The organism is Streptomyces sp. NPDC026062 (genome assembly GCF_055568375.1).
In genome coordinates this window covers 318941-335288 of record NZ_JBVHOQ010000001.1, presented here as the reverse complement: position 1 = coordinate 335288, position 16348 = coordinate 318941, and the positions used below count along the sequence as shown (strand labels likewise).

Annotated in this window: 12 protein-coding genes; 4 read left to right on the top strand and 8 right to left on the bottom strand. The window is 71.1% G+C overall.

Annotated features, from left to right (window positions below):
• The 6 genes from ACZ4LX_RS01410 to ACZ4LX_RS01385 all read right to left on the bottom strand — a co-directional run bounded on the left by ACZ4LX_RS01410 (position 1) and on the right by ACZ4LX_RS01385 (position 8234).
• Complete coding sequence (locus ACZ4LX_RS01410) at positions 1–966, bottom strand: HpcH/HpaI aldolase/citrate lyase family protein (protein ID WP_467636649.1); 966 nt, start codon at positions 964–966, stop codon at positions 1–3.
• On the bottom strand, positions 963–2975 hold the full coding sequence (locus ACZ4LX_RS01405) for a protein meaA (protein ID WP_467636646.1): 2013 nt from the start codon (positions 2973–2975) through the stop codon (positions 963–965). The genes ACZ4LX_RS01410 and ACZ4LX_RS01405 overlap by 4 nt, the downstream gene beginning before the upstream one ends.
• A 1-nt stretch (position 2976) precedes the next feature.
• Positions 2977–4314, bottom strand: coding sequence for a crotonyl-CoA carboxylase/reductase (gene ccrA / locus ACZ4LX_RS01400; protein ID WP_467636643.1), 1338 nt, complete (start codon positions 4312–4314; stop codon positions 2977–2979).
• A gap of 368 nt (positions 4315–4682) precedes the next feature.
• Entirely contained in the window at positions 4683–5492 is an 810-nt protein-coding gene (locus ACZ4LX_RS01395) for a GNAT family N-acetyltransferase (protein ID WP_467636641.1), read from the bottom strand.
• A 56-nt stretch (positions 5493–5548) separates the two neighbouring features.
• Complete coding sequence (locus ACZ4LX_RS01390) at positions 5549–6364, bottom strand: TetR family transcriptional regulator (RefSeq protein ID WP_467636639.1); 816 nt, start codon at positions 6362–6364, stop codon at positions 5549–5551.
• Between the two features lie 88 nt (positions 6365–6452).
• Positions 6453–8234 (bottom strand): 3-hydroxyacyl-CoA dehydrogenase family protein, encoded by a 1782-nt coding sequence (locus tag ACZ4LX_RS01385; protein ID WP_467636634.1) that lies wholly within the window; start codon positions 8232–8234, stop codon positions 6453–6455.
• A 373-nt stretch (positions 8235–8607) separates the two neighbouring features.
• Between ACZ4LX_RS01385 and ACZ4LX_RS01380 the strand changes: the two genes are divergently transcribed.
• Entirely contained in the window at positions 8608–9180 is a 573-nt protein-coding gene (locus ACZ4LX_RS01380) for an adenylosuccinate lyase (protein WP_467636631.1), read from the top strand.
• A gap of 217 nt (positions 9181–9397) precedes the next feature.
• Here the strand turns inward: ACZ4LX_RS01380 and ACZ4LX_RS01375 are convergent, their stop codons facing one another.
• Positions 9398–10990, bottom strand: a complete 1593-nt coding sequence (locus tag ACZ4LX_RS01375; RefSeq protein WP_467636624.1) for an alpha/beta hydrolase — start codon at positions 10988–10990, stop codon at positions 9398–9400.
• A gap of 130 nt (positions 10991–11120) precedes the next feature.
• Positions 11121–12170, bottom strand: a complete 1050-nt coding sequence (locus ACZ4LX_RS01370; RefSeq protein WP_467636621.1) for an Rv2578c family radical SAM protein — start codon at positions 12168–12170, stop codon at positions 11121–11123.
• A 150-nt stretch (positions 12171–12320) separates the two neighbouring features.
• Between ACZ4LX_RS01370 and ACZ4LX_RS01365 the strand changes: the two genes are divergently transcribed.
• The 3 genes from ACZ4LX_RS01365 (at position 12321) to ACZ4LX_RS01355 (ending at position 16299) form a co-directional block, all read left to right on the top strand.
• Positions 12321–12764, top strand: coding sequence for an SRPBCC family protein (locus ACZ4LX_RS01365; protein ID WP_467636618.1), 444 nt, complete (start codon positions 12321–12323; stop codon positions 12762–12764).
• Between the two features lie 207 nt (positions 12765–12971).
• Positions 12972–15419 (top strand): MFS transporter, encoded by a 2448-nt coding sequence (locus ACZ4LX_RS01360; RefSeq protein ID WP_467636615.1) that lies wholly within the window; start codon positions 12972–12974, stop codon positions 15417–15419.
• 160 nt (positions 15420–15579) lie between these two features.
• The gene (locus ACZ4LX_RS01355) at positions 15580–16299 is read left to right on the top strand and encodes a class I SAM-dependent methyltransferase (RefSeq protein ID WP_467636612.1); all 720 of its coding nucleotides are present in this window, start codon (positions 15580–15582) and stop codon (positions 16297–16299) included.
• The last annotated feature ends 49 nt before the right edge of the window (positions 16300–16348 follow it).

Genomic DNA, 16348 nt, shown 5'->3' with positions numbered 1-16348 from the left:
TCAGGCCTCCGGGGCTTCGAACTTGGAGGTGCGCTGCATGCCTGCCGCGCGGCCCTTGCCCGCGATGACCAGGGCCATCTTGCGGCTGGCCTCGTCGATCATCTCGTCGCCGAGCATCGCGGAGCCCTTCTTGCCGCCCTCCTCGGAGGTGCACCAGTCGTAGGCGTCCAGGATCAGCTCGGCGTGGTCGTAGTCCTCCTGCGACGGGGAGAACACCTCGTTGGCCGCGTCGACCTGCCCGGGGTGCAGCACCCACTTGCCGTCGAAGCCGAGTGCCGCGGCCCGGCCCGCGACCTCGCGGTAGGCGTCCACGTCGCGGATCTGGAGGAACGGGCCGTCGATCGCCTGGAGGTCGTGCGTGCGGGCCGCCATCAGGATGCGCATCAGGATGTAGTGGTACGCGTCCGCGCCGTAACCGGGCGGCTGCTGGCCGACGACCAGGGTCTTCATGTTGATCGAGGCCATGAAGTCGGCCGGGCCGAAGATCAGGGTCTCCAGACGGGGCGAGGCGCCGGCGATGTCGTCGATGTTGACGAGGCCCTTGGCGTTCTCGATCTGCGCCTCGATGCCGATCCTGCCGACCTCGAAGCCCATCGTCTTCTCGATTTGGGTGAGCAGCAGGTCCAGCGCGACGACCTGCTGGGCGTCCTGGACCTTCGGCAGCATGATGCAGTCGAGGTGGGGGCCCGCGCCCTCGACGACCGTGATGACGTCGCGGTACGTCCAGTGCGTCGTCCAGTCGTTGACCCGTACGACCCGGGTCTTGCCGGTCCAGTCGCCGTTGTTCAGCGCGTCGACGATGGTGTGACGGGCGCCCTCCTTGGCGAGCGGCGCGCAGGCGTCCTCCAGGTCGAGGAAGACCTGGTCGGCAGGGAGACCCTGGGCCTTCTCCAGGAACCGCGGGTTGGAGCCCGGCACAGCCAGGCAGGAGCGGCGCGGACGCAGACGGTTCACGGGCTGGGTCATGCGGGGACCTCCAGAGGGTCGAGCTTGTTCGCTTTCCGGATCTCGTCGACGATACGGCCGATGATCTCCGTGATACCGAAGTCCTTCGGGGTGAATACGGCGGCGACACCGGCCTTGATCAGGGTCTCGGCGTCGGCGGGGGGAATGATCCCGCCCGCGATCACCGGGATGTCGCCGGCCCCGGTGCGGCGCAGCCGGGTCAGTACGTCCGGCACCAGTTCGGCGTGCGAGCCGGAGAGGACCGACAGCCCGACGCAGTGCACGTCCTCCGCCACGGCCGCCGAGACGATCTGCTCGGGCGTCAGGCGGATGCCCTGGTAGACGACCTCGAAACCGGCGTCCCGGGCGCGCACGGCGATCTGCTCGGCACCGTTGGAGTGCCCGTCGAGGCCGGGCTTGCCGACGAGCAGCCGCAGCCGGCCCACGCCCAGGTCCTCGGCGGTCCGGGCGACCTTCTCGCGTACGAGGGCGAGCGGGGTGCCCGCCTCCGCGGTCACCGCGACCGGGGCGGACGACACACCGGTCGGCGCGCGGAACTCGCCGAAGACGTCGCGCAGGGCCCAGGACCACTCGCCGGTGGTGACGCCCGCACGGGCGCACTCGACGGTCGCCTCCATCATGTTCGCGGTGCCCGCCGCGGCCTTCTTCAGGCCGGCCAGCGCCTCGGTGGCCCTCGGTTCGTCGCGGTTGTCGCGCCACTCGTGGAGCGCGGCGACGACCTTGGCCTCGTTCGCGGGGTCGACCGTCATGATCGCGCCGTCGAGGTCGGCCGTGAGCGGGTTGGGCTCGGTCGTCGCGTAGATGTTGACGCCGACGATCTTCTCCTCGCCGCCCTCGATCCGGGCGCGCCGGGCGGCGTGCGAGGAGACCAGTTCGGATTTCAGATAGCCGGACTCGACGGCCGCCATCGCGCCGCCCATCTGCTCGATCCGCTCCATCTCGGCGAGCGATTCGGTGACCAGTTCGTCGACCTTGGCCTCGATGACGTGGGACCCGGCGAAGATGTCCTCGTACTCCAGCAGATCGCTCTCGTGGGCGAGGACCTGCTGGATGCGCAGCGACCACTGCTGGTCCCAGGGCCGGGGAAGTCCCAGCGCCTCGTTCCAGGCGGGCAGCTGTACGGCGCGTGCGCGGGCGTCCTTGGAGAGGGTGACGGCGAGCATTTCGAGCACGATGCGCTGGACGTTGTTCTCCGGCTGTGCCTCCGTCAGGCCGAGCGAGTTGACCTGCACGCCGTAGCGGAACCGTCGCTGCCTGGCCTCCGTGATGCCGTAGCGCTCGCGGGTGACGCGGTCCCAGATGCGGCCGAAGGCGCGCATCTTGCACATCTCCTCGATGAAGCGGACGCCCGCGTTCACGAAGAAGGAGATCCGGGCGACCACGTCGCCGAACTTCTCCTCGGGCACCTGCCCGGAGTCGCGGACCGCGTCCAGTACCGCGATCGCCGTCGACATGGCGTAGGCGATCTCCTGGACCGGGGTCGCTCCCGCCTCCTGCAGGTGGTAGCTGCAGATGTTGATCGGGTTCCACTTCGGGATGCGGCCGACCGTGTACGTGATCATGTCGGTGGTCAGCCGCAGCGAGGGGCCCGGCGGGAAGACGTGCGTCCCGCGCGAGAGGTACTCCTTGACGATGTCGTTCTGCGTGGTGCCCTGGAGCTTTCCGGGGTCGGCGCCCTGTTCCTCGGCGACGACCTGGTAGAGCGCCAGCAGCCACATCGCGGTGGCGTTGATCGTCATGGAGGTGTTCATCTGTTCCAGGGGGATGTCCTGGAACAGCCGGCGCATGTCGCCGAGGTGCGAGACGGGCACGCCCACCCGGCCGACCTCGCCCCGGGCGAGGATGTGGTCGGGGTCGTAGCCGGTCTGGGTCGGCAGGTCGAAGGCGACCGACAGGCCGGTCTGGCCCTTGGCGAGGTTGCGCCGGTAGAGCTCGTTGGACGCCTCGGCCGTCGAGTGACCGGCGTACGTCCGCATGAGCCAGGGGCGGTCCTTCTGACGGCCGGGCATGTCAGACGTTCCGGAATCGGTTGATGGCGTCGATGTGCTTCTCGCGCAGTTCCCCGTCGCGCACACCGAGTCCTTCGCGCGGTGCCAGTGCCAGGACGCCGACCTTGCCCTGGTGGACGTTGCGGTGCACGTCGTGCGCGGCCTGGCCGGTGTCCTCCAGGGAGTAGACTTTCGACAGCGTCGGATGGATCTTCCCCTTGGCGACCAGGCGGTTGGCCTCCCACGCCTCGCGGTAGTTGGCGAAGTGCGAGCCCACGATCTTCTTCAGTGACATCCACAGGTAGCGGTTGTCGTACTCGTGGTTGTAGCCCGAGGTCGAGGCGCAGGTGACGATCGTGCCGCCCTTGCGGGTCACGTACACACTCGCGCCGAAGGTCTCGCGGCCGGGGTGCTCGAAGACGATGTCCACGTCCTCGCCGCCGGTCAGTTCGCGGATGCGCTTGCCGAACCGCTTCCACTCGCGGGGGTCCTGGTTGCGCTCGTCCTTCCAGAACCTGTAGCCCTCGGCATTGCGGTCGATGATCGCCTCGGCGCCCATCTTCCGGCAGATCTCCGCCTTCTGGTCGCTGGAGACGACACAGATCGGGTTGGCGCCGCCGGCCAGGGCGAACTGCGTGGCGTAGGAGCCGAGTCCGCCGCTCGCGCCCCAGATGAGGACGTTGTCGCCCTGCTTCATGCCGGCGCCGTTGCGGGAGACGAGCTGGCGGTAGGCGGTGGAGTTGACCAGCCCGGGAGCCGCGGCCTCCTCCCAGCTGAGGTGGTCCGGCTTCGGCATCAGCTGGTTGGACTTGACGAGCGCGATCTCCGCCAGGCCGCCGAAGTTGGTCTCGAAGCCCCAGATGCGCTGCTCGGGGTCGAGCATCGTGTCGTTGTGGCCGTCCGAGGACTCCAGTTCGACGGAGAGGCAGTGCGCGACGACCTCGTCGCCGGGCTGCCACGCGTTGACACCCGGACCGGTGCGCAGGACGACGCCCGCCAGGTCGGAGCCGATGACGTGGTACGGGAGGTCATGGCGCCTGCTGAGGTCGCTGAGCTTGCCGTAGCGCTCCAGGAAGCCGAAGGTCGAGACGGGCTCGAAGATCGACGTCCAGACGGAGTTGTAGTTGACCGAGCTGGCCATGACCGCCACCAGGGCCTCGCCGGGGCCCAGTTCGGGCACCGGGACGTCCTCGACATGGAGGGACTTGCGGGGGTCCTTGTCGCGGCTGGCGACGCCGGAGAACATCTCGGCCTCGTCCTTGTGCACGGTCACCGCGCGGTACGACTCGGGAATGGGCAGGGCCGCGATGTCTGCGGCGGTGCTGTCCTCGGACTGGATCGCGTCCAGGATTTCCTTCACGGTGTGCCTCCGGCGGTGCGGCGTTTGAGGGAACGCTTGAGGGTCCTGCGGAGCAGGGGGAGCGGTGTTGCGTGGAGGTGTGCCGTCGGTTCGGCGGATGGTGCTTCGGCTGCTTGCTCTGTGGAGCAGAAGAATGTGCCTGTGACGCAGGCGTCCGGGCGCGCAGGCACGTGGCTTGCGGGGACAGCCGGCGTACGTGAGGTCTCAGCACGCCGGCCGCCCGGACGACTTCAACGTATGGCACTCCGTGACAGCTGGCAAGGCACTGGGTGCCAGTAATTTCCCTCAATTGTCATTCCGGTGCCACGCATGAGCAACATGTAGGGCGTTTCGCCGCTTTGCTCCCTGTTCCGGTGGTGCGGGGTGGGTCAGATGGCGGGGCGGTAGACGTACGGCGTGGTCGTGCCCAGGGCCGTGAATCCGAGGCGCTGAAGGATCGGGCGGCTGTCCTCCGTGGCGTCGACCTGGAGATACCGGTAGCCGCGTTCGGCGGCGATCCCCGCCCGGAAGGCGACCAGCGCCCGGTAGACGCCCCTGCCGCGCCACGCCTCGACCGTGCCTCCGCCCCACAGTCCGGCGAAGCCGGTGCCCGGGTACAGCTCCATGCGGGCCGAGCTCACCGGCTCGTCGCCCGCCATCGCCAGCACCCCGACGAAGTGGTCCGGGTCGTCCTTCAGCCGGGCCAGCACCTGGGTGCGCAACCGGGACCAGTCCGAACCGAACGCCTGCTCATGGGCCCGCGCCATCAGCTCCACGTCCGCCTCGTCACGCACCGTGCGCAGATGGACGCCGTCGGGGAGCCGGACGGCCGTGGGCTGGTCCGCGACCGGCGCGACGAGCAGGGTCTCCGGCTCCCCCGGCTCGAAGCCGGCCGCCAGCAGCCGGGCCCCGAGGTCGGCCGGCCGGTCGTGGGCGTACAGCTTCCACTCGAACTCGTCGTACCCGAGACCGGTCCAGCGGGCCACCTGCGCGGCGATCGCCGCGTCCGCCCCCGCGGCGTCCAGGTCCGGCCGCGTCCAGACGACCCCGTTCCAGTCGTGGGGCCCGCCCACCTGGCTCACGACGCCATCGGTGCGCTCGACGCGGACGCCCGGGCCGTCGGGGCGGGCGTGCTCGCGCATCTCGCGGTCGAAGACCGCCAGCAGCTCTTCACGGTGAGCAGTCGATTGATCGTTCATCCGCACACCACAGCACCGGGACACCGCCCCGGCAACCGGGTTTCGGCACGCCCCGCTCAGCGCTCCTTGAGCGCCTGCTGGATCGTGCGCATCACTTCGTCCAGCGGTGCGTCCGTCCGCGCCACGGCCACCAGGACCTCACCCTCCGAACGGACCGAAGCGGCCGGCGGCTTCGCCGGATCACTGCCGGCCGTCCGGCCCGCGCCGATGCCCGTCCCGAACGTGTCGCGGACGATGGCGAACGCCTGGTCCAGCTGGGCCTCCACGTCGCCCTGGCCGTCCGCCCGCAGCCAGCGGCGCAGCACGTGGTTGTGCGCCGTGACCACGGCCGACGCCGCGACCTCCGCCAGCAGTGGGTCGTCATTGCCGGCGAGGTGGTCACGCTCGTCGAAGTGGCCCAGCAGATAGCGGGTGAACAGCCGCTCGTAGCGGGCCACCGAAGCGATCTCGGCCTGACGCAGCGTGGGCACCTCCCGGGTCAGCTTGTACCGGGCCACGGAGACCGCGGGCTTCGCCGCGTACATCCGCATGACCTCCTTGATGCCCCGGCAGACGGTGTCCAGCGGGTGCTCGTGCGCGGGGGCCGCGTTGAGGACCGCCTCGGCCCGCACGAGGGTGTCGTCGTGGTCCGGGAAGATGGCCTCGTCCTTGGACCGGAAGTGCCGGAAGAAGGTGCGCCGGGCCACCCCCGCGGCGCCCGCGATCTCGTCGACGGTCGTCGCCTCGTACCCCTTCGTGGCGAAGAGCTCCATCGCCGCGGCGGCCAGTTCACGGCGCATTTTGAGCCGTTGGGCGGCGGCGCGGGTGCCCGCGGCACTTTCCGGGACGTCGGGCGTGGCGGACACACGGGGGGACCTGGCGGGCTGGGACATGGTGTGAACGTACTGCATCGGTGCAGGAGAGCGCGCCTGTGGGGGCGGGCCGCCCGCAGGGCCCAGCAGCCCGCCCCAGCCGCCCGGCTCAGCGGCGGGCATATTCCCGGAAGCCGCGCCCCGTCTTGCGGCCGAGGCAGCCCGCGGCCACCAGATGCTCCAGGAGCGGTGCGGGGGCGAGGCCCGGGTCGCGGAATTCGCCGTGCAGCACCTTCTCGATCGCCAGCGAGACATCGAGCCCGACGACGTCCAGGAGTTCGAAGGGCCCCATCGGGTAGCCGCCGCCCAGCTTCATCGCGGCGTCGATGTCGTCGAGGGACGCGTAGTGCTCCTCGACCATCTTGATCGCGTTGTTGAGGTACGGGAACAGCAGCGCGTTCACGATGAACCCGGCCCGGTCCCCGCAGTCCACCGGGTGCTTGCGCACCTTTCCGCAGACCTCGCGGACCGTGGCGTGCACATCGTCGGCGGTGAGCACGGTACGGACGACCTCGACCAGCTTCATCGCCGGAGCCGGGTTGAAGAAGTGCATTCCGATGACGTCCTCCGGCCGCGAGGTGGCCCGTGCGATCGACACGACGGGGAGCGAGGAGGTGGTGGTGGCGAGCACGGCGCCCGGCCTGCACACCTTGTCCAGAGTGGCGAACAACTGCTGCTTGACCGGCAGGTCCTCGGCGACCGCCTCCACGGCCAGGTCCACCTCGGCGAACGAGTCCAGCGAGCCCGCCGCGGTGATCCGGGCGAGGGTCTCGTCCCGTGCCCCGGCCGTCAGCCGCCCCTTGGTGACCGACCGCTCCAGCGACCTCGCGATCCGGCCCTTCGCGATGGCGGCCTTCTCCTGGCTCCGCGCGGCGAGCACCACGTCGTAGCCGGCCTTCGCGAAGACCTCCGCGATCCCCGAAGCCATCGTCCCGGAGCCCGCGACCCCGACCGAACGCACCGCGCGGCCCGTGCCCGCCCCGGCGTCCGGCGCCGGGGTCAGCGCGTCCGGCACCACGGTCTGGCTGCCCGGCTCGGCGTACGTGTAGAAACCGCGTCCCGACTTGCGGCCGGTCAGCCCGGCAGCGCTGAGCTGGCCCAGGACGGGCGCCGGGGCGTGGAGCCGGTCGTGCGAGGCGGCGTACATCGCCTCCAGGACCGTGCGGGCGGTGTCGATGCCGATCAGGTCCAGCAGCGCGAGCGGGCCCATCGGCAGGCCGCAGCCGAGCTTCATCGCCGCGTCGATGTCCTCGCGGGAGGCGTAGTTCGCCTCGTACATCGCGGCGGCCTGGTTGAGGTAGCCGAACAGCAGGCCGTCGGCGACGAACCCCGGCCGGTCACCGACCGAGACCGGCTCCTTGCCCAGCTCCCGGGCGAGCGCGGTGACGGCGTCGACGGCCGGCGGCGCGGTCAGCACCGAGGAGACCACCTCGACCAGCTTCATGGCCGGTGCCGGGTTGAAGAAGTGGAGGCCGAGGACCCTCTCCGGATGCTGCGACTCCGCGGCGAGACGGGTCACCGACAGGGCATTGGTGCCCGTGGCGAGGACCGCCGCCGGGGAGACGATCGCGTCCAGCTCGCGGAAGAGCTGCTGCTTGATCTCGTACGACTCCGGCACGACCTCGATGACCAGCTCCGCCTCGGCCGCGGCCTGGAGGTCGGAGAAGGTGCGGAACCGGGCGAGGGCGTCGCGCCGCTCCTCCTCCGTCATCCGCTCGCGCCGCACGGCACGGGCGGTGGAGGCTTCCAGGGAGGCGACGGCCCGGCGGGCGGCCGCGTCGTCGATGTCGATACCGATGACCTCGCGGCCGGCGCGGGCCAGGACCTCGGCGATGCCGGTGCCCATGGTGCCGAGGCCGACGACGGCAATGCTGCTGAACGGGGTGTCCATCACGGGACTCCAGGGATGAGTGACGACTGAGGGACGCACACGGCGCGCGGCCGACGAGTGGGGCCGAAGGGCCCGGCCGGCGCATGGTGTGCGGGAATTGCCTGTCGTGGTGCTCAGGTACCGGGCGCGCATCACGCACCGGGACCCGGAAGGGGCGACGGACTCTGTCCCGGAGTCACGTCTCACGAAGCCGCCGAACCGACAAACACTCCGGGTGGCTGCGTCACCAGGCCACCGGAGCCGACGGGGGAGTGTCCCGCTCACATGAGATTAACCGACGGGTAATGAGCGCGCCAGCCCCGGATTGCTGTGGCGCCCCTCACATCCATGACCCTCGCCGCCACGCTGTGTACCCACCTATACGCTGAACGTCATGGATGAGGAGTACCGGTCGCTGACGCACCGGCTGGCGGACGAGGCGGGGGAGTCGGCGGCCTACCGCAGACTGCTCGCCACCGAGGACGACGAGGAACTGGCCCAGGTGCTCATCGAGCACGAACGCCCGCTCTGGGCGCGCGAGATCGCCGCGTTCCGGCTCGGCTGCGGCGGCGACCGCCGGGCCTTCGAGCCGCTGGTGCTGCTGCTCAACCACCGCGATCCCGAGCGCTGCGTCGCAGCCGCCCACGCACTGGCCCGCCTCGGCGACCCCCGCACGCCCCGCGCCGCCGCGGCGCTCGCCACCAACGGCCTGCGCACCGCCTACGCCCTCCACCCGGTCCGTCTGCTCACCGAACTGCGGGCCCCGGAGTCCGCACCCGCCCTCATCAGTACCCTGTCCCGGCTGCTGGGGCCGGACGAGCCGCACTGGCGGGTGGCGCTGGCCTGCGTCGAGGGTCTGGGGCAGCTCGGCGACGCGCGGGCCCGCCCGGTCCTGGAGGCCGCCCTGCCGCACCCGAGGCTCGGCCTGGCGGCCGAGGAAGCGCTCGGCCGGCTCCCGGCGGGCTGAGCGGGCCCGCCTGGCGCACGCGTACCCGCGCGACCGCCTCACCGGCACCGGCGGTCATGTGCTGGAGCGGCGGCCCGGAAGCGCGCGCGGACCCGGCCGGGGAAGCCGTCCGGCCTTCCTCGCGCACGCCCCCGAACCGCGGCGGCGTCCTTACGCACGCCCCCGAACCGCGGCGGCCACCTTCGGCCGGCCCCGGAAACCGTCGCCCCGGAAGCCGTCAGCCCCGGACACCGAACAGCCGATGCAGCATGCCGCCCTGGTCGGCCGCGTCCGCACGGGATGCCGGACGCGCGGACTTGGCGGCGGCCGGCACCGGATCCGGTGTCTTCGCGCAGACCGCGTCCGCGTCGCCGCCCTTCCCGCGCGGCACCGTGCCCTTGGCCAGATAGTCCGCCAGGTACCGGTCCAGGCAGGCGTTGCCGCTCAGCGTGACACCGTGGTTGCCGCCGCCCTCCTCGACGACCAGGCTGGACCCCTTGAGCTTGCGGTGCAGCGTGACTCCGCCCTCGTACGGCGTGGCCGCGTCGTCCGTCGCCTGGAAGAGCAGCACGGGAGGCAGCGCCCGGTTGGAGACCCGTACCGGATTCAGCGGCTCCACCGGCCAGTCCGCGCAAGGGGCGTTGTACCAGGTGTTGCCCCAGGTCATGAACGGAGCCTTGGCGTGGACCCGCCGGCTGTCGCCGCGCCAGACGTTCCAGTCGTCCGGCCACCCCGCGTCCCGGCACTGCACGGCCGAGTAGACCGAGTACCCGTTGTCGCCCTCCGCGTCGACCGCGCCGAAACGCTCGTACGCCTTGAGCAGGGCCTTCTCGTCCTTGTCGTTCACATAGGCCGCGAACGCCCCGGCCAGCGCCGGCCAGTAGCCGTTGTAGTACCCGCCCGGCAGGAACGTGTCGTCCAGCTCGCCCGCGCCGACCTTCCCGCCCGCCGGACGCTTCCTGACCGCGTCCCGCATCCGGTACCAGGCGGCCTCGACCTTCGCCGGGTCGGTGCCGAGCCCGTACGCGCTGTCGTACTTCGCCACCCAGGCGGCGAACGCCTTGTGGCGGGTGTCGAACGCGTAGTCCTGGGCGAGGTTGTCGTCGTACCAGACCCCGTCCGGGTCCACGTTCGAGTCGAGGACCAGGCGCCGGACGCGGTCCGGGAACAGCTTCGCGTACACCGCGCCCAGATAGGTGCCGTAGGAGTAGCCGAGGTAGTTGAGCTGCCGCGAGCCGGTCGCGGCCCGGATCACGTCGAGGTCCTTGGCGGCGCTCACCGTGTCCATGTACGGGAGCAGGTCGGGGTACTTCCTGCCGCAGGCGGCCGCGAAGTCCCGGGCGCGGTTGCGGTTGGTCAGCTCGTCGTGGACGGAGTGCGGCACCGGGTCGGGACGTACCGGCTCGAAGTACTCGGGCACGCAGTCCAGAGCCGGCCGGCTCCTGCCGACGCCGCGCGGGTCGAACCCGATCACGTCGTACTGGGCGGCCACCGCCTTCGGGAGCGAGCCGGCGACGAAACCGGCCATCGGCAGTCCGCTGCCGCCCGGCCCGCCGGGGTTGACCAGCAGCGGACCCTGGAACGTCTTCGCCGTGTGCGGGATCCGGGACAGGGCGAGGGTGACCTGGCGGCCCGACGGGTCGTCATGGTCGAGCGGGGCGCGTACCGATGCGCACTGGAGCGTCGGGTACGACTGGGTGGAGCAGTCGGTCCACTTGAGCGACGCGGCACGCGGGGCGCCGCTGTCGGCGCTCGCCGGGGACGGTGCGGCGGTCACCAGACCGGCGACCGTCGCCCCGACGGCGAACAGAATTCCTGAACGGTTCGTCATATGGCCTCCCGTAGTGGGGGAACACGACTGCGCGTGGCGCAGCCCCCGCCGCATGCTCCCCGCATTCGGAGCCCGGAGGACCTGTTCCGGTGAGAGATGACCCGATTGCCTTCAGGGTGACTCCGCCCGGTCAGAGCAGGGTCAGCTGGGTGGGTCCGGAAGCCGGCGGCGCGGCCGGCGACTCGCCGTGCCCGGGGAAACCCCGGGACGTCCCCCGGTGCGAGGGGCCGATGCCGTACTCCGCGGCCAGCTCGTGCACGTACCGGGTGATGCGGCGCTGGTACCAGGTGGGCGCGTAGGCGCCGTCCGCGTACAGCCTCTCGTACCGCCCCACCAGATGCGGGTGGTGCCGGCCGAGCCATTCCATGAACCACTCCCGGGCCCCCGGGCGCAGATGGAGTACGAGCGGGGTCACCGACGTCGCGCCGGCGGCCGCGATCGCGCGGACCGTCTCCCGCAGCTGGTCCGGCCGGTCGCCGAGGTGCGGGATGACGGGCGCCATCAGCACCCCGCAGCCGATGCCGTGCTCGCTCAGGGTGCGGACGACGTCGAGGCGCCGCTCAGGGGAGGGGGTGCCGGGCTCCACGGTCCGCCACAGTGCGGGGTCGGTGAAGCCCACGGAGACCGAGACACCGACCTCGGTGACGTCGGCTGCCTGCCGCAGCAGCTCCAGGTCGCGCAGGATCAGCGTGCCCTTGGTGAGGATGGAGAAGGGGTTCGCGTGGTCGCGCAGGGCGGCGAGGATGCCGGGCATCAGCCGGTAGCGGCCCTCGGCCCGCTGGTAGCAGTCGACGTTGGTGCCCATGGCGATGTGCGCGCCGTGCCAGCCCGGTGAGGCGAGCTCGCGGCGCACCAGCTCCGGGGCGTTGGTCTTGACCACGATCTGTGAGTCGAAGCCGAGCCCGGTGTCGAGGTCCAGATAGCTGTGGGTCTTGCGCGCGAAGCAGTAGACGCAGGCGTGTGAGCAGCCGCGGTAGGGGTTGACCGTCCATTCGAACGGCATCCGGGACGCGCCGGGCACCCGGTTCACGATCGAGCGGGCCCGTATCTCGTGGAAGGTGATGCCCCGGAATTCCGGGGTGTCGAACGTGCGTGTCGTCACCGCGTCCGCGGCGAAGAGCGCGCCGGTACCGGCTTTGGTGGGTTCGATTGGGTTATCGGCCAGATTGTCCCAGCGCATGGGTGTCTCCTCGGTAGCACTGCGTCCGAGAATAGAACACGTGTTCCCTTGATCGTTTTCTCCCCTTCGTCCCGGACCGGATTTTGAGCCGGGCTGCCGAGGTGGTTGGCTCAGCACACCCCGGAACAACCGAGTGCTGGAGGAACAGCCATGGCGCAGGTCGAGGCCACGACAGAGCGGATCATCGCGGCGGACGCGGAGGCGGTGTTCGACGCGCTGGCCGACTACAAGGACGTCCGCGGCAAGGTGCTGCCGGGACACTTCAGCGAGTACGAGGTCCGGGAGGGCGGCGACGGCGAGGGCACCCTCGTCCACTGGAAGCTCCAGGCCACCAGCAAGCGGGTGCGTGACTGCCTTCTGGAGGTGGCCGAGCCCACCGACGGGCAGCTCGTGGAGAAGGACCGCAACTCCTCGATGGTCACGACCTGGACCGTCACCCCGGCCGGCGAAGGTACGTCCAGGGTGGTCGTCTCCACGGTGTGGAACGGGGCCGGCGGCATCGGCGGATTCTTCGAGAAGACCTTTGCGCCCAAGGGACTTGGGCGCATCTACGACGAGCTTCTGCAGAACCTCGCCACCGAGGTGGAGAAGTAGCGCGGAGGCGGAGAAACGGCTTCCTGACCGGTCGGCCTGCCTCACCGGTTCGGGTGGTCTTTCCGGCCGGTCGGTTGTGCGCCGTAGCGGCTCTCACCGGCGGATACGCCCCCTGAGTGCGCCGCCAGCGCCCCCTCGTCGCGTTTGCCCTCACTTATCGCTCAATGCGAGAAATATGCGGCGGCAGTGCGACGAGGGGAGCGGCACGTGGTGGGTGGCATCACTCTGGTGAAGGACCAGCCGGACGATACGGGCGGCACCGAGACGGTGCCCATGCCCGCCCCGCCCCCTCCGCCACCCCCGGCGGCGGAGCCCGCCGCCCCGGCACCGGCCGGTGACGGGATCACGGACCCTCGCCGCGTCCGGCTCGTCTTCGTCGGGCTGATGCTCACGCTCCTGCTCGCGGCGCTCGACCAGATGATCGTCGCCACCGCGCTCCCGAAGATCGTCGGCGAGCTGCACGGCCTGGAGAAGATGTCCTGGGCGGTCACCGCCTATCTGCTCGCCTCGACGATCGGTCTTCCGGTCTACGGCAAGCTCGGCGACCTCTTCGGCCGCAAGAGCGTCTTCCAGTTCGCGATCGTCGTCTTCGTCGTCGGCTCCGCGCTGGCCGGCTGGTCGCGCACCATGGACGAACTGATCGCCTTCCGCGCCCTCCAGGGAGTCGGCGGCGGCGGTCTCATGATCGGCGTCCAGGCGATCATCGCGGACGTAGTGCCGCCGCGGGAGCGCGGCCGGTACATGGGGTTCATCGGCGCGGCCTTCGGACTCGCCTCTGTCGCCGGCCCGTTGCTCGGCGGCTTCTTCACCGACCACGCCTCGTGGCGCTGGTGCTTCTACATCAACGTGCCGTTCGGCCTGGTCACGCTCGCTGTGATCACCGTCGTGCTCAAGCTGCCCAAGCCCACCTTCCGGCCCCGGCTCGACATCCTCGGCGCCGCGCTGCTGGCGGCCGCCTCCACCTGTCTCGTGCTGCTGACGAGCTGGGGCGGCACGGAGTACGCCTGGGGGTCGCCCACCATTCTGGGGCTGGCCGCCGGAGCCGCCGGAACGACTCTGCTGTTCCTCGCCGTCGAGCACCGCGCGCCCGAACCGGTCATCCCGCTGCGGCTGTTCCGCGACTCGATCTTCAACGTCACCGCTCTGGTCGGCGCGGTCGTCGGGGTGGCGCTGTTCGGCGCCGCCAGCTATCTGCCGACCTTCCTGCAGATGGTCGACGGGGCCACCGCCACCGAGTCCGGGCTGCTGATGCTCCCGATGATGGGCGGCATCGTGGGCGCCTCCGTCGTCGCGGGCCAGCTCATCTCGCGTACCGGGCGCTACCGCGTCTACCCGATCGCGGGCAGCGCGATCTCGGCGGTGGGCATGTGGCTGCTCTCGCGGCTCGAAACGGACACTCCCCGGTTCGAATACAGCATCGCCCAGGCGGTCCTCGGCCTCGGGATCGGGCTGATCATGCCGGTGCTGGTCCTGGCCGTGCAGAACTCCGTACGCCCCACCGACCTCGGCACCGCGACCAGCGCCAACAACTACTTCCGGCAGATCGGCGGCAGCGTCGGCGCCGCCGTGTTCGGCACCCTCTTCGCCGGGCGGCTGGCCGACGCGCTCGCCGTGCGGCTGCCCGCCGGAGCCGGTCTGCCCGACCCCGAGTCGCTCACGCCGCAACTGGTCCACACGATGGAGCCCGCGCTGCGGGACGCCTACATCCAGGCGTACGCGGACGCGATGCCCCGGATCTTCCTCTACCTCGTGCCGGTCCTCGTGGTCGGCCTGTTCTTCGCCTTCTTCCTCAAGGAGAAACCGCTGGTGTCCCACCACAGCCCCGAAACCGCAGCCGAGCCCGCGTCGATCCCCTCCGCCCGCACCGACCCCGGCCCCGCTCCCGCCGGATACCTCTCCGGAGTGCCGGTCTCCGGCAGTGTCCAGCACTCCGACGGTACGAAGGTGCCCGGCGCCGCCCTCACCCTCATCGACGTCCAGGGCCAGCAGGTCGGCAGGGGCGCCAGCGGGGACGAGGGGCGGTACGCGATGAGTGTGCCCGGGGCCGGTTCGTACGTCCTCATCGCCGCCGCGGGCGGCCACCAGCCGCAGGCCGTCAGCGTCACCGTGGGCGAACGGCCGGTGGAACTGGACGTGGTGCTCGGTGGTGCCGGACGGCTGGCCGGGACCGTGGTGACCGCCGACGGTGTTCCGGTGCGGGATGCCGCCGTCACCCTCACCGACGTACGCGGGGAGGTCGTCGCCTCCACGCGCAGCGGGCGCGAGGGCGGGTACGTGATCACCGAACTGGTCGCGGGCGAGTACACCCTCGCCGCCTCCGCACCCGCCTTCCGGCCCGCCGCGCTGCCGGTCAGCGTGCAGGCTGCCAGGGAGACCAGGCAGGACATCGAACTGGCCGGCGGAGCCGTACTCCGCGGGATCGTCCGGGCCAGTGGCGGGCGGCCCGTCGAGGACGCCCGGGTGACGCTCCTGGACGCGGCCGGCAATGTGGTCGACACGCTGACCACCGGCCCCGACGGCTCCTTCAGGTTCGTCGACCTGTCCACGGGTGAGTACACCGTGATTGCCGCGGGCTATCCGCCGGTCGCCACCGTGCTCCAGGTCGCGGGCGGCGGGCGCACCGAACGGGATCTCCAGCTGGGGCACGAGGACTGAGCGTCCGGGCCGCCCGGCGAACGGCGGCTTTCAACCCCCCACCCCCCCCAACCCCTCAGCCCTTCAACCCTTCACGCCGTGCCGGCCCTGCCCGGAACGGCGGACGACGATGTTCCGGTCCTGGGCGAGAAGCCGCGGGCCGGGCGGACGGGGAGTGCGCATGAATGTGTCCCGCGAGTACCGAGAGGCGTGGGAGGGGTTCTGGTCGGCCACATCGGACACACCCGGTGAGGCGATCTGGGACGCGGATCCGTCGCTGAGCGCGGTGCCGCACACCGCGTTGCTGCTGCCGTACGCGGACGCCTCGCTGCCCGTCGTCGACCTCGGCTGCGGAAACGGCACCCAGACCCGGTACCTCGCCACCCGGTTCGCCCGTGCGATCGGTGCGGACCTCTCGCACGCCGCGATCGGCCATGCCCGGCGGGCGGACCCCGAAGGCATCGCCGAGTTCATCCAGCTGGACCTGGTCGACGGCGACGCCGTGCGCGCCCTGCACGAGCGGATCGGCGACACGAACGTCTACATGCGGGCGGTCATCCACCAGAGCGACCCCGAGGCGAGGCCGGCGGTCGCGGCGGCCGTGGCGACGCTGCTGGGGGAGCGCGGCCGGGCTTTCGTCGCCGAACTGACCCCCGCCTCCAAGGATGTGCTGCGCGTGGCCGCACAGGGTCCGGACGGGCCGCCGAAGAAGCTGCGCCGGGTCTTCGACCACGGGCTGAAGCCGGCGAGCGCCGCCGAGCAGGAGGTGCCCGATGTGCTGCGGGACGCCGGGCTGACCACCTTGGACAGTGGTGACACGGCGCTGCCGCAGACCGAGTACCTGCCCGACGGGACCCGGATCGACCTGCCGGCCCGGTGGTTCGTTCTGGCCGCCCGCTGATCCGGACACGCGACCGGCCCCGGGCGGGGAGTCCGTCCTGGGCCGGTCG